The 13,624-nt window shown below is 62.4% G+C and carries 10 protein-coding genes; 2 read left to right on the forward strand and 8 right to left on the reverse strand.

Annotation, left to right across the window (positions count from 1 at the left end):
* Nucleotides 1-177 precede the first annotated feature (177 nt).
* Together E3T51_RS11375 and E3T51_RS11380 are read right to left on the reverse strand one after the other, a co-directional pair.
* Complete coding sequence (locus E3T51_RS11375; protein WP_241989291.1) at nt 178-1,953, reverse strand: bifunctional 3'-5' exonuclease/DNA polymerase; 1,776 nt, start codon at nt 1,951-1,953, stop codon at nt 178-180.
* Between the two features lie 92 nt (nt 1,954-2,045).
* Nucleotides 2,046-2,546, reverse strand: a complete 501-nt coding sequence (locus tag E3T51_RS11380) for a COG4315 family predicted lipoprotein (protein WP_134529942.1) — start codon at nt 2,544-2,546, stop codon at nt 2,046-2,048.
* Between the two features lie 277 nt (nt 2,547-2,823).
* Here E3T51_RS11380 and E3T51_RS11385 point away from each other — a divergent pair, with 277 nt between their 5' ends.
* Both E3T51_RS11385 and E3T51_RS11390 read left to right on the forward strand, forming a co-directional pair.
* Nucleotides 2,824-3,405 carry a HutD/Ves family protein gene (locus E3T51_RS11385; RefSeq protein ID WP_134529943.1) on the forward strand — a complete coding sequence of 194 codons (582 nt, stop codon included), beginning with the start codon at nt 2,824-2,826 and terminating at the stop codon, nt 3,403-3,405.
* Between the two features lie 188 nt (nt 3,406-3,593).
* Nucleotides 3,594-4,688, forward strand: coding sequence for an SDR family oxidoreductase (locus E3T51_RS11390; protein WP_134529944.1), 1,095 nt, complete (start codon nt 3,594-3,596; stop codon nt 4,686-4,688).
* A gap of 10 nt (nt 4,689-4,698) precedes the next feature.
* Here E3T51_RS11390 and E3T51_RS11395 read toward each other — a convergent pair whose 3' ends face one another.
* The 6 genes from E3T51_RS11395 to E3T51_RS11420 form a co-directional block, all read right to left on the reverse strand.
* Complete coding sequence (locus E3T51_RS11395) at nt 4,699-5,925, reverse strand: MFS transporter (protein ID WP_134529945.1); 1,227 nt, start codon at nt 5,923-5,925, stop codon at nt 4,699-4,701.
* A gap of 2 nt (nt 5,926-5,927) precedes the next feature.
* Nucleotides 5,928-6,680, reverse strand: a complete 753-nt coding sequence (gene narI, locus E3T51_RS11400) for a respiratory nitrate reductase subunit gamma (RefSeq protein WP_104190630.1) — start codon at nt 6,678-6,680, stop codon at nt 5,928-5,930.
* A gap of 1 nt (nt 6,681) precedes the next feature.
* A complete protein-coding gene (gene narJ / locus E3T51_RS11405) occupies nt 6,682-7,302 on the reverse strand; it encodes a nitrate reductase molybdenum cofactor assembly chaperone (RefSeq protein ID WP_104190629.1) in 621 nt (206 codons plus the stop codon).
* A complete protein-coding gene (gene narH / locus E3T51_RS11410; RefSeq protein ID WP_134529946.1) occupies nt 7,299-9,056 on the reverse strand; it encodes a nitrate reductase subunit beta in 1,758 nt (585 codons plus the stop codon). Before narH ends, narJ begins: the two co-directional genes overlap by 4 nt.
* Nucleotides 9,056-12,775, reverse strand: coding sequence for a nitrate reductase subunit alpha (locus E3T51_RS11415; RefSeq protein WP_134529947.1), 3,720 nt, complete (start codon nt 12,773-12,775; stop codon nt 9,056-9,058). Before E3T51_RS11415 ends, narH begins: the two co-directional genes overlap by 1 nt.
* A gap of 156 nt (nt 12,776-12,931) precedes the next feature.
* Complete coding sequence (locus E3T51_RS11420; RefSeq protein WP_134530027.1) at nt 12,932-13,573, reverse strand: NADPH-dependent F420 reductase; 642 nt, start codon at nt 13,571-13,573, stop codon at nt 12,932-12,934.
* Between the last annotated feature and the right edge of the window lie 51 nt (nt 13,574-13,624).

The following is a 13,624-nucleotide window of genomic DNA, read 5'->3' on the forward strand; positions in this document are numbered from 1 at the left end:
CCCGTCGTCATCAAAAAAGGCTAACCACCCCGGCTAACCCCACCCCAGAATTCCCTCGCAGGAACCAGGCGGGCCCCACGTGCACACAGCACGCGAGGCCCGCCTCATCGCACACCCCACCACAAACATCGTTAGTGAACGTTCTCCTCGTCACAGTGACAACGTGCCGAAGTTGGGCTACTTCGCCTGGGCGTAATTATCAACGGTGGCTACGGTGAGCATGAAATCAACCGGAAAATCGCCGAACAGCAGCCGACCGGCAGCCTCTGCCGCGTTCACGATGATGTTGGCAACGGCCTGCGCCTGCGCGGCCGGCGTGTGCACAATCACCTCATCGTGCAGAAAGAACACCAGATGTGGCGCTGCGTCGAAGGGCGCGCGGGCACCCGGAGCCAGTGTTGTCGATCGCGCTTCGTCAGAAAGCTCGGTACCGGGATCCGGGCTCGGCAAAGCTGTGAGCTCCCGTCGAATCTCAGCCATCCAGCACAGCGCCCACTCGGCGGCACTGCCCTGCACGACGAAGTTGCGGGTGAAGCGCCCCCAGTCGCGCGCCAAGCTGCGGGCGCGTCGCTCATCGGTTGCCGTTGCAGCCGGCTCATAAGCCAGATCCTGGGCCGCGTGCCAGTCGGGTCCCGGTATCGGTGATGACCGGCCGAGCCGGGTTGTCACCACCTCGCCGCGCTCTCCGGCACGAGCAGCTGCCTCGGTGAGAGCGATTGCCCGTGGATAGGCACGGGCCAGGCGCGGCATGAGCCGGCCGCTTTCTCCGGTCGTCGCCCCATACATGGCGCCGAGCATAGCCACCTTGGCGTGATCGCGGGTCTCGACGACCCCACTGGCCACGATGCCGGCATACAGGTCGCTGCCGCGACCCGCCAGCGCCATGCTCATGTCCTGGGCCAGCGCCGCGAGAATGCGCGGTTCGAGTTGAGCAGCATCGGCCACGACGAGTTTCCAGCCCTCGTCGGCCACGACGGCACCACGAATCTGCCTGGGTAGCTGGAGGGCTCCTCCGCCGCGGGTTGCCCAGCGACCGGTCACAACACCCCCCGGCACATAGTCCGGGTGGAATCGGCCGTCAATGACCCAGGATTCCATCCAGATCCAGCCGTTGGCGCTAAGCAGCCGGGACAGCTTCTTGTACTGCAGAAGCGGTTCGATGACCGGATGCTCGAGCTTTTTCAGCTCCCACGCACGCGTCGTAGAAACGGCAAGCCCCGCCCGCTGAAGTGCTTTGACCAATTCCTGTGGGGAGTCCGGGTTGAGGTTAGCATCACCGAGTTCTGAGCGGATGCGCCGGACCAGCAGTTCCAGACGCTCCGGCCGTAAGCCGGGTGCAACCCGCGGCCCCAGCTCACGCGTGAGGAGGAGATCATGCACATCAGTGCGCCAGGGCAGTCCGGCATAACGCATCTCCGCGGCTACGAGCGCACCGGCTGACTCGGCAGCCAGCAGCAGCCGCATCCGTCCAGAGTCGGGAGCGGATGCCACCGCGTCGAGTTGCCGACGAAACTCCCGAGCCGTCTCGGGCTCACCGCTGCCATCAGCATCCGCGTGAACGTCAAAATCAAAAAGTGTTGCTCGGGGCTCCGCCTGGTCGGGCATTCCAACGCTCGCGACGTCCCAGGGCCCTGGCGCCGCCAGCGCGAGTTCGCTCGTCATCGTGAGCGCGGAATTCTTCAAGATCATGTGGCACAGGCGGAGATCATGGCAGCGCTGCACTCGGATGCCGGCCGCCAAGAGCACCGGATAGATGCGGGTGGTGTCCTCCCACACCCAGCGAGGTGCGGCTGGGTCTCCACTGGTCGACTCACGAGTACTGGATTCGAGCGAAGACACGAACACCGCAAACTCGGTCAGGGTGAGGCGAGCTGCCTCGCTGGGGAGGCCGGCATCATCAAGCGTGTCGACCAGCACGCCACCACCACTTGTCTGCCGCACCAGTACATACACCCCTCCATTCTGCCCGCTGCCGGTGCGGGCCGTACCCATCCGTTTCGCGGCGCCGATGGGTACGGTATCTGCAACAAGGCCGGATTGCGGACTTAGCCAGCGATTTTGTCTCCGTTTGGAGCGACCACCCACCAGACGCCGCCAACACCCTCTCCGGTGGTGTCCCCGGCAGCAGAGTCCCCGGCCCAGTAATAGAGCGGGAGACCATTGAGAGTAACCTGCTTGGTGCCATCCGTGCGGGTGATGACGCCGACCGTGCCGGTCACGCCGTCAACTGTTGGGGTGTCCGATTCAGCGACGACGGCGGGCCACTTGACGAGGCACTCGCCCTCGCAGGTGCTCGTGCCGGAATCTGCGACGTCCTTATCGAAGACATATAGTGTCATCCCGGCGGTGTCGACGACGATCGTGCCGAGTGAACTGTCTGCGGTCGCAAGGGCCGGCTTGACCGCGGTATCGGTCGTCGAACTGGATGAACTCGAGGTGTCGGCCGCTGGGGTCGTCGTTCCCTGCGAGCATCCGGTCAGCGCGAGGACGCTCAGCGCTAACGCCCCGACGACTGGTCCGGCCTTGAGCCAAATTCTGCTGTTCATGACTGCTTCCTTCTCTCGGTGCTGTTCGATGAGGTGCTATTCGATGAGGTGCTATCTGATGAGGTGCTATCTGATGCGGTGCCATTCGATGCGGTGGTGCGCAGTGCAGTGAAACTGGGTGTGGGCGTCCTTGGAGCTACCACGAGGTGGGCTGATAAATGGTTCAGCACTCCGGGCAAATTGACCGAAGCTGGCGCTGGGTATCGGTTCACCTCTAGTCGTGGCCGGACTTCGCGCGTTCCGGCGGGGACTTCAGCTGCTAACCTGAAAGTGAATTATGGACATCATTCGGTACCACGAAATAAGGCCGACTGCTTGGCGCAACGGTGGCGGCCAGACCCGCGAACTGGCTTCTTTTCCCGGTGGCTCGACTGACTTCGATTGGCGAGTCAGCATCGCTGAGATCACTCAGGCCTGTGATTTCTCCATCTACTCGGGCGTGGAGCGCCTTCTCACCGTGATCGAGGGTGAGCTTCTGGTGGTGACCGCCGACGGTGTTGAGCATGCCATGGAGAAGTATCGTCCATTTCGTTTTTCGGGTGACAGCGCCAGTAGCGCCGCTCTCCCGGTCGGAACTACAGTAGACCTCAATGTGATGGCACGACGCGGAAAGTTCAAGTCGTATATTTCCATTGTTGAGTTGTCCAAACGTCGTGCCCAGCCGGTCTTCGTGGATCAATTTGCCGTGCTGCTTCACGGCACTGCCGCCGTAACCGGAGCGCCTGTCGGTGCCGGTCAGGCCGGGATCCAGAGCGCAGAGCTGCGAAAATTCGATGCCGTTCGTGGCCAGGATCTGGCACCGGAAATTATAGGGCGCGGATTCCTCGCGCTGATCACCTTAGAAGCCCAATTGGCCTGAAGTTTGAACTCCTGAACGGTGCGCGGTTGATCAGTCAAGGCCGCACGATTATGGAAGAAGTGACGCCTGTTTCCGTTTTCGGACGCTACTAACGGCTCATCTCGACGGTCATAGTGACGCCCATCGCCGTGAGCTCGTACCTCAGCGGGCTGGGGAATACCTCGACCCCCACAAGGTTGCATCCAACGATGACTATTCCACTCGAACCCCGCACCGGTACCGCCCTCGTCGTTGGAGCGTCCGGCATCACCGGATCCGCCGTCGTCGACCAGCTGTCTGCGCAGGGTTGGCAGGTTCTCGCCCTCGCGCGCCGAAGCGGCCGCGATCTGCCCGGGGTGCGTTGGATCCAGACGGACCTGCGCTCCGCCGCCGACCTCAACCGAGTATTGGCCAGCGAGATGCCCGAACATGTCTTCTTCACCGCCTGGTCGCGTCAATCCACCGAGGAACTCAACATCGAGGTGAACGCCGGCATGGTGCGTGACCTCCTCGCCGCGCTCGCCCACGCGCCGGTGCGCCACGTGGCTCTCGTCACCGGCCTCAAACACTACCTCGGCCCGTTCGAAGCCTATGGACAGGGCGACATGCCCGACACTCCCTTCAGTGAAGACGAACCGCGACTGGACGTCGCGAACTTCTACTACGCGCAGGAAGACGAGCTGTTTGCGGCATCCGCTCGCCAGGGATTCACTTGGTCGGTGCACCGCTCACACACCGTGATCGGCCACGCGGTCGGCAACCTCATGAACATGGGACTCACTCTCGCCGCCCAGGCCTCCCTGTGCAAGCACCTCGACATTCCCTTTGTCTTCCCCGGCAGCGCGACCCAGTGGAACGGCGTCACCGACATGACCGACGCGACCATCCTCGCCGAGCAGATGGTGTGGGCAGCAACAACGGATGCCGGCGCCAACGAAGCATTCAACGTGGTCAACGGTGACGTCTTTCGCTGGCGAGCAATGTGGCCGAAGATCGCCGCCTACTTCGGCGTCGAGCCGGAAGGTTTCGTAGACCAGCCACGACCCCTCGACGTGCAGATGGCCGGCATGGAGCCGGTCTGGGCCGACCTCGCTGCCGCACACGGCCTCGTCGAATCCGACCTGGGGCGCATCGCTTCGTGGTGGCACACCGACGCCGACCTCGGCCGGAACATCGAGGTCTTCACCGACATTTCCAAGAGCCGCCTCGCCGGGTTCACCCCGCACCACCGCACGATCGACTCCTTCACCGCCCTGTTCGACCGGTACCGCGCCGAGAAGTTCATCCCGGAGTCGACCAAGTAACGGGTCGCTATCAGATGACCGAATTGGCCTTCGTTTGGGTGGGTCGTTCGTGCACCGCGACAATGCTGAAGACCAGGGCCACGGCGGCCGTTCCCGCCAGCAGGATCAGGCCGATGGCATAGCTGTTGTCGGCGGCGTTGTAGGTCGCCCCCATTACGAGCGGGGGGAAGTATCCGCCGAGGCCACCGGCCGCGCTGACGATGCCGCTGATTGATCCGACCTTGTCGGGCGGCGAGTTTCTCCCCAGCCAGGCGAAGACTCCCCCCGCACCCAGCCCCAGGGCCGACGCCATCGCCACGAAAGTCAGCCCGGCCGGTATCTCGCCGTCCGGGCGCAGATTCACCACCCAGGCCAGAACAGCGACCGCGGCCAGCGCCACGATGACGACAGGCTTGGGACCGATGCGGTCAGCGAGAATTCCACCGACCGGGCGCAGCAGAACCGCGGCGACGGCAAATCCGGCCGTGCGGGTTCCCGCCGCGGTCAAGTCGAAATCGTAAATATCGCGCAGGTAGGTCGGCAGGTAAGTCGAGAAGGCCACGAACCCGCCGAACACCACGCCGTAGAGAAAGCACATCTGCCAGGTCACACCGAGTTTTGCAGCGGCGACGAGCTTGGGTATGAACGGCTGGGCATTGGACACCCACTTCGGCGCATTTCCCATGCAGGTCCAGACGAGGACGGCGGTAACGATCAGCAGCAACACCAGAATCAGGTGGGTGGGAATGTACCCGAACCAGTCAACGAAGCGCGGCGTAAAGAAGGCGGACAGTGCCGTGCCTCCCATTCCGGCACCAAAAACACCCGTAGCGAAACCACGCCGAGAGAGCTCGTACCAGTTGCTGACGAACGGGATTCCAACGGCGAAGACCGTTCCGGCGACGCCGAGCAGTAACGCGCAGAACACCAGAATCCAGTAGATCTCCACCGTTCCGGCGAGCGCCACGAGTAGCAGGGCCGGAACGGTGGCCAGCAAGACCACGGTGAACATGATCCGCCCCCCGAACCGATCCGTAAGCACTCCCACTGGAATACGACCAATTGAACCCACGAAAACGGGCATGGCCACCAGAACGGATGCCTGCGCTGACGACAAGTCCAGTTGCACGCTGTATCGCACCCCGAGTGGGGCAATACTCGTCCACGCCCAAAAACACACCACTGACGACACGGTCGCCAGTACGAGATTGAACCCTTTACTGGCTCGGGCCCGTTCCCGCACGGTGACCGAAGTCATGACTATCGTTTGTCCCGCGCTCGGTCCTCGGTTCCAATCGGTGCCCAGCCACGTCGAACGGGCCTGACCTCACCCGGCACTTTATCGCGCGAACGATAGACGATGTAGGGCCGGAACAGGTAGTGCAATGGCGCGGTGAACGCGTGCACGAGCCGGGTGAATGGCCAGATGGTGAACAGGAGCATGCCGACCAGCGTGTGGATGTGAAACGAGAACGGTGCTGCAGCCATCGCTACGATGTCTGGCTGGAAGATGAACAACGAGCGAAACCACGGCGCGACGGTCTCCCGGTAGTTGTGTCCGTTTTCGCCTTCGAACACGCTGGCAAGAGTCGTCCAGAGTCCGAAAATAATCGCGGCAGCCAGCACGATATACATGACCTTGTCGTTGCGGGTCGTCGCCATAAACACCGGCCCGGTTTTGCGCCGGCGGTAGATCAGGATGACGATTCCACCGAGCGTGCCGATCCCGGCTATGCCCCCGACCAGCAGCGCGTTGAGGTGGTAAAAATCCTGGCTCATCCCGACGAACAGTGTCCAGCTCATCGGGATGACGAGGCCGAAAAAGTGACCGGCGATCACCGCCAGCAGCCCGAAGTGAAAGATTGGCGATCCGATGCGCAGCAGTCGGGATTCGTACAGTTGCGACGACCGAGTGGTCCACCCAAACTGGTCGTAGCGGTAACGCCAGATCGATCCGCCGATCAGAATGGCCACCATTACGTACGGCAGCACGCCCCAAAGCAACAGGTCCATCTCAAGCTCCTTGCAGGGGTAGCAGACGTGGGTCATAGGGTTCGAGCCCGACCGATTCGGCGGGCGGTCCATAGCCGGCCATCCGCTGCACCGCTTCGCGATCGGATGGCGAAGCCCCGGGGAGGGTGCCGCACACCGCTGCCAGGACCTCGGCATAGGGCGATTCATGTTCGGATAGGGCGAGCCGCAGCAGTTCCAGGCTGGGTCGATATTGCAGCAGCAACTCCCGTCCGGCTGCCGGGTCGACGATCGCTGCGAATTCCAGTACCAGAGGAAGAAAGTCCGGCAGTTCTCCATGTGTGTTCGTCAGGTAGTCGCTGTTGCGGTAAATCTGCTTGAACGCCGCCAGCACGTTCCCGCGCCTTCTAGTGTCACCGTCGGTCCAGTACGACAGATATAGCGGATGGTGCTTGCTGAGATCGAAGGTGTCGACGTAGGAACGCTGCAACGCGGCGAGCTCCGTGCCCTCCAGATAGCGAAAGAATTCGGCGAGTTTGGGCGTATGTCGACCCTGTTCGGCGAGCGCGGCGCGCATGAGGTCGATGTGGCCGATGAGTTCGGCATCGGGGTAAGACAAACACCAGGAGGCTGCCTGGTTCAGAACCCGATAATCGCGCTTCATGGGGATACCGACGGGTTACCCGCAGAACCCTCAGTCAAATCGTCGACCGGCCCGCGGACGTTCAAATCTGCTGGCGAGGGCTGCGCTGCGCGTGGCTGATCCCTGCTGTCGGGAAAAAGACCCTCTGGGCTGCCATTTCCGTCCCAGTTGAGAAGGTTGACTCGGTTGCGCAGGCTGCGCTCCCCGCTGGGGGTGTCCGAAGTCTGTCGGTCCTTGAGCGCATAGAAGTTTTCCACAGCGACTGGCGTTGGCCGCCCGCTGGCCTCACCGAATGGGGAATCCTCGTACATGCCTGGCCCGCCCTCGAAGTCGACGGAACATCCCATTTCCTCGAGATCATGTGCCTGTTCGACGTGGGCCTTCGGAATGACATAGCGTTCCTCGTATTTAGCGATGGCCATCAGCCGGTACATCTCGTACATGCTCTCCGGCGTCATCCCCACGGCTTCGGGGATGGACCGGTCGGGTTCCTCCCCCATGGTGATTCCGCGCATGTATGCGCGCATGGCTGCGAGTTTGCGCAAGACATTAGTGATCATGTCGGTGTCCCCGGCGGTGAAGAGCTCCGCGAGATATTCGACGGGGATACGCAGCGCGTCGATGGCGCCAAACAGGTTTCCGCGGTCTTCGCCATCGTGACCCTGTTCTGTGAGCAGGTCGACGATGGGTGAGAGCGGGGGAACGTACCAGACCATGGGCATCGTGCGGTACTCGGGGTGCAGGGGCAGGGCCACCTTGTAGACCTTGGCGAGTGCGTACACCGGCGAGCGTCTGGCCGCGTCCAGCCAGTCGGCGGGGATTCCCTGGGCGGTCGCTGCGGCCGCCACTGCGGGGTCGTTCGGGTCGAGGAGCACATCCATTTGCGCCTGGTACAGGTCTTTCACGTCGGTGACAGCAGCCGCGTCGGTGACCCGGTCGGCGTCGTAGAGAAACAAGCCCAGATAGCGCAGGCGCCCAACACAGGTTTCCGAACAGACCGTGGGCAGGCCAATTTCGACGCGTGGGTAGCAAAACGTGCACTTCTCGGCTTTGCCCGTCTTGTGGTTGAAGTAAATCTTCTTGTACGGGCATCCGGTGATGCACTGCCGCCAGCCGCGGCATTTGTCCTGGTCGACGAGCACGATGCCGTCTTCGACTCGTTTGTAGATTGCACCCGACGGACAGGACGCCATGCAGGAAGGATTGAGGCAGTGCTCGCAGATGCGGGGCAGATAGAACATGAAGGTCTGTTCGAAGGCGAATTTGATTTTGTCTTCGGATTCCTTGCGCACTTTTTCTACGATGGGATCGAGGTGTCCCATCTCGGGCGCGCCGCCGAGGTCGTCGTCCCAGTTCGCTGACCAGGTTATTTTGGTGTCTTTGCCGGTGATCAGGGATTTCGGACGGGCCACCGGAAAGTCATCGCCCAGCGGGGCATCGATAAGCGTCTTGTAGTCGTAGGTCCAGGGTTCGTAATAATCCTTCAGCTCCGGTTGGACTGGGCTCGCGAACAGACCGAAAAGTTTCCTGATCCGACCGCCGCTCCGCAGCACCAGCCGGCCTTTTTTGTTCAGCTGCCAGCCCCCGCGCCATTTCTCTTGATCTTCGTAGCGTCGCGGGTACCCTTGCCCGGGCCTGGTCTCGACGTTGTTGAACCAGACGTACTCCGTACCGGCGCGATTCGTCCAGGCCTGCTTGCAGGTGACCGAGCAGGTGTGGCAGCCAATGCATTTGTCGAGATTCATCACCATGCCCATCTGGGCCATCACTCGCATCAGTACGTTACCTCCTGTGAGCGCCGGCGGATCGTCGAGACGATGTCCCGCTGGTTACCGGTCGGGCCCAGATAGTTGAACGCGTAGGACAGCTGCGCGTAGCCGCCGATGAGGTGCGTGGGTTTGACCAGCAGCCGGCTCACCGAATTATGGATGCCGCCACGTCTGCCGGTGGCCTCGGACTTGGGTACATCGATGGTGCGTTCCTGGGCGTGGTAAACGTACACGACACCCTGCGGCATCCGGTGGCTGACGATCGCCCTGCCCACCAGAACACCGTTCATACTCACGCATTCGACCCAGTCGTTATCAAGGACTTTGATGGAGTCGGCATCTTGGGGGCTCATCCATACGGTCGGCCCGCCGCGGGAGAGCGACAGCATGAACAGGTTGTCCTGATACTCCGAGTGGATCGACCATTTGGAATGCGGCGTCAAATAGCGCACCGTCACCTCCGTGTCGCCGTTCGGACCGAACTTGGGTTCGCCGAACAGGCGTTGCATGTCGAGGGGCGGCCGGTAGATGGGTAGAGCTTCACCCAGGTCCATCATCCAGTCATGGTCAAGGAAGAAGTGCATTCGGCCGGTCAGCGTGTGCCACGGTTTCAGCCTCTCCACGTTGATCGTGAACGGTGAGTAGCGGCGGCCTCCGGTTTCAGACCCCGACCATTCCGGCGACGTGATCACCGGTACCGGGGCGGCCTGGGTTTGTGCAAACGTGATCCGCTTCTCAGCGGACCCCTCTGCCAGGTCTGCCAGGCGCATTCCCGTTTGCTTCTCGAGCTCGCGGAATCCCTGCACGGCGAGCTCGCCGTTGGTCGTGCCGGAAAAGCTCAAAATTGCCTGCGCGAACTTCGCATCGGTGTCGATCGCTGGCCGCCCATGACCCGCACCACCCCGCATCACACCGTTACTTTGAGCCAGTCGCGGAATCTCATGTTCCATGCGGAACGTGACGTTCTTGACGGTGAAACCTTGTTGTTCCGCCAATGGCCCGACCGTGGCCAGCTTCTCGGCAATCTGGGTATAGTCCCGTTCGACGAGCTGGAAGATCGGCATGTTCTGGCCGGGCACCGCGGGGATATCCGTCTGGCGCCAGTCTCTGACCACCCCACCCGGCTGTGCGATCTCGCCGGGGGTGTCATGCTGCAGGGGTACGCTGACGAGGTCCCGCCGAGTGCCGAGATGCGTCTTGGCCTGCCTGGAGAATTCCTCGGCGAGCAGGTGGAACGTCTCGAAATCCGTTTTTGCTTCCCAGGGCGGATCGATAGCCGGGGTGAAGGCGTGCACAAACGGATGCATGTCGGTCGAGGAGAGATCATGTTTCTCGTACCAGGTTGCGGCGGGGAAGACGATGTCGGACAGGAGCGTCGTGGAGGTCATGCGAAAATCGGCCGAGACCAAGAAATCGAGTTTGCCCTCCGGTGCATCCTCATGCCACACGACGTCGCGAGGCCGTGCCGCATTCACGTGGTCCTGGCCCAGCACATTGTGGTGGGTACCCAGCAGATGTTTGAGAAAATATTCGTTACCTTTGGCCGAGGAACCGAACAGGTTTGAGCGCCAGAGCACCAGAGTTCGCGGCCAGTTCTCTGGGGCGTCGACATCGTCGATGGCACTTTTCAGGCGCCCGGATTTGAGAGCCGCGGCGACGTAGCTGGGGGCATCCGTCGCCTCCCCCCGCTCAATTGCCGCCTGTACCTCGTCGGCGAGGTCGAGTGGGTTGCGGTCGAATTGCGGGTAGAACGGCATCCACCCCAGCCGAGCCGACTGGGCGAGGGTGTCGGCGGTGTGCATGCCGTCAAAGTGCCCTTCCGCCAGCGGGGATTTCAAGGAGTCGGCCGAGTACCCGTCGGAGCGCCACTGGTCGGTGTGCATGTACCAGTAGCCGGTGCCGATCATGGTGCGCGGCGGCCGGCTCCAGTCCATGGCGTTGGCGAGCGAGATCCACCCCGTAATCGGTCGGGTCTTTTCCTGCCCCACATAGTGCGCCCAGCCGCCGCCGTTGCGGCCCATGCATCCCGTCAGCATGAGCATCGACAATACCGCGCGGTAGGTGGCATCACCGTGGAACCACTGGCAGATCCCGGCCCCCATGATGATCATGGAGCGGCCCTTCGACTCTTCCGCATTGCGGGCGAATTCCCGGGCCACCCTTATGCACGCCGCTGCCGGAACGCTGGTGATTTCAGCCTGCCAGGCCGGGGTGTACGGCGTCGAAGCGTCGTCGTAGCCCGACGCCCAGTCCCCGGGAAGCCCCGGGCGGCCGACACCGTACTGGGCCAACATCAGGTCAAAAACCGTTGTTACGAGATGCCCAGCGACCCGGCGAACTGGAACGCCGCGGGTGAGAATCGAACCCTCGCCCGATGGCGCTTCAAAACACGGCATGCGGATGCTGGCGGCCTCGCCATTGGCAACCCCCAGCAGCGACAATGCCGGGTCGATCCCTTTTAGGTCGAGGTTCCATCTACCCTGTCCGGCTTCCCCGTAGCGAAAGCCGATTGAACCGTTGGGCACGACCGGCTCCCCCGTTGCCGCATCCAGCAGGACGGTCTTGAAGGCGGCGCCCTCGGCTGTGGCCTGATCCGGCAGGTCGGCGGCGGTCAAGAATTTAGTCGGCACCAGGCCGAGCCCATCTGAGTGCGGTTCAAGCCGAACGAGAAAGGGGAGGTCGGTATACCGGCGCACATAACCCGCGAAATACGGGATCGTGCGTTCGACGAAAAACTCCTTGAGAATGACGTGCCCCATGGCCATCGCCAAGGCGGCGTCGGTGCCGGCCTGGGCCGGTAACCATTCGTCGGCGAATTTAGTGTTGTCCGCGTAGTCGGGACTGATGGCAATGACTTTTGTACCTCGGTAGCGCACCTCCGTCATAAAGTGGGCATCCGGCGTGCGGGTAACAGGAACGTTTGAACCCCACATCATGAGGTACGTGGCGTCCCACCAGTCGCCTGATTCTGGAACATCCGTCTGGTCGCCAAAGACTTGCGGGCTCGCCACCGGCAGGTCGGCGTACCAGTCGTAGAACGACGTCATGACGCCACCGATGAGCTGAATGAACCGGTTTCCCACGGCATGAGAGACCATCGACATGGCCGGAATGGGCGAGAATCCGGAGCAGCGGTCGGGGCCGTAGGTCTTGATGGTGTGAACGTGCGCTGCGGCGGTGATCTCGACCGCTTCCGACCACGGGATGCGAATCAGCCCGCCCTTGCCGCGCGCCTGCTGGTATCGGCGACGGCGCTCCGGGTCATTCACGACGTCCGCCCAGGCCAGGACCGGGTCGTTCAGCCTGGCCTTGGCCTCGCGGTACATTTCGACGAGGACGCCGCGCGCGTAGGGATAGCGCACTCGCGTTGGCGAATAGGTGTACCAGCTGAATGCGGCACCGCGTGGGCATCCCCGCGGTTCGTATTCCGGGCTGTCGGGCCCGACCGAGGGGTAGTCCGTCTGCTGGGCTTCCCAGGTGATGATCCCGTCGCGCACGTAGACCTTCCAGGAACACGACCCGGTGCAGTTCACCCCGTGGGTCGACCGAACGACCTTGTCGTGGCTCCACCGGTCACGGTAGAAAATATCTCCCTTACGGCCGCCCTCGCGGAAGACCGCGCGTCCGTCATCTGTGTGTTCCCAGCGGGTGAAGAAACGACCAAGGGCCAACATCGTGTCCGACGCTTTTCCGTCTAACCCGGCAGGTATAGGACCAGCTGCCATGCGGTCAGCCTAGGTCGACCATGCACAATGCGCTAGGGGAAATTCGTTACGTCTCTAGTCGGTCCACCTGCGCGCGAAAGACAACGCATCGTCACCCGCTCGCCAGCCCTGCGCGATGATGCGGATGTCCCGTGTGCTCGCGGCCGTGCCAAGAAATTAGACGGTGCGCGGTGCCTTCGCCAGATTAGCCTCGAGCTCTGCAACGGTCTGACGGATGCCATAGGCCGGGCGGTCGCGCTCCACACGCCAGCTCTCGTCGAGAGGGCCGATGTTCACTGTGTCGAAGCCGAATTCGTCGTATAGCTTCGTGACGAAGTCGGAGGCGTCGGTGAAATCGGAGGACGTTGCCAGCGCGCGCCGGGCTGGGTCGCCGGTCGGATACGAGTCGGCGGTGATGTCCGTGGCCGTAATGTGATTGAATCCTTTTGCCACGCGTGAGGTCGGTAAGTGCTTCTGGAGCATGCCGGTCACGGTCGTCTCGCCGTTGTCGAGGGCCGCGATGTGTCCGTCGCGTTCGAAGTAGTAGTTATTGGTGTCGATTACGATTTTGCCGGCGAGTTGTTCGACGGGCACGTTCGCATAGGCTTTGAGCGGCACAGTCACAACCGCGACGTCGGCTGCCGCAGCGGCCTGCGCCGCGGTTCCGGCTGTCGCCTTCGGGCCGAGCTCAGCGACGAGCGCTGCAAGCGTCTCCGGTCCCCGCGAATTGCTGATCACTACGTCGTAGCCATTCTCGATCGCCTTGCGGGCGACCTGGCTGCCAATGTTTCCTGCACCGATGATTCCGATAGTTGTCATGATGGCGACAACGAGGGCAGCGCCGAAAATGTTCCCCGCTGCCATCCATGT

The organism is Cryobacterium serini, from assembly GCF_004404025.1.
Taxonomy (GTDB): Bacteria; Actinomycetota; Actinomycetes; order Actinomycetales; family Microbacteriaceae; genus Cryobacterium; species Cryobacterium serini.

Coding starts and splice junctions, on each gene's coding strand:
- E3T51_RS11380 (WP_134529942.1), bottom strand. CDS start 2,546: ATGAACAGCAGAATTTGGCTCAAGGCCGGACCAGTCGTCGGGGCGTTA.
- E3T51_RS11385 (WP_134529943.1), top strand. CDS start 2,824: ATGGACATCATTCGGTACCACGAAATAAGGCCGACTGCTTGGCGCAAC.
- E3T51_RS11390 (WP_134529944.1), top strand. CDS start 3,594: ATGACTATTCCACTCGAACCCCGCACCGGTACCGCCCTCGTCGTTGGA.
- E3T51_RS11395 (WP_134529945.1), bottom strand. CDS start 5,925: ATGACTTCGGTCACCGTGCGGGAACGGGCCCGAGCCAGTAAAGGGTTC.
- narI (WP_104190630.1), bottom strand. CDS start 6,680: ATGGACCTGTTGCTTTGGGGCGTGCTGCCGTACGTAATGGTGGCCATT.
- narJ (WP_104190629.1), bottom strand. CDS start 7,302: ATGAAGCGCGATTATCGGGTTCTGAACCAGGCAGCCTCCTGGTGTTTG.
- narH (WP_134529946.1), bottom strand. CDS start 9,056: ATGCGAGTGATGGCCCAGATGGGCATGGTGATGAATCTCGACAAATGC.
- E3T51_RS11415 (WP_134529947.1), bottom strand. CDS start 12,775: ATGGCAGCTGGTCCTATACCTGCCGGGTTAGACGGAAAAGCGTCGGAC.
- E3T51_RS11420 (WP_134530027.1), bottom strand. CDS start 13,573: ATGACAACTATCGGAATCATCGGTGCAGGAAACATTGGCAGCCAGGTC.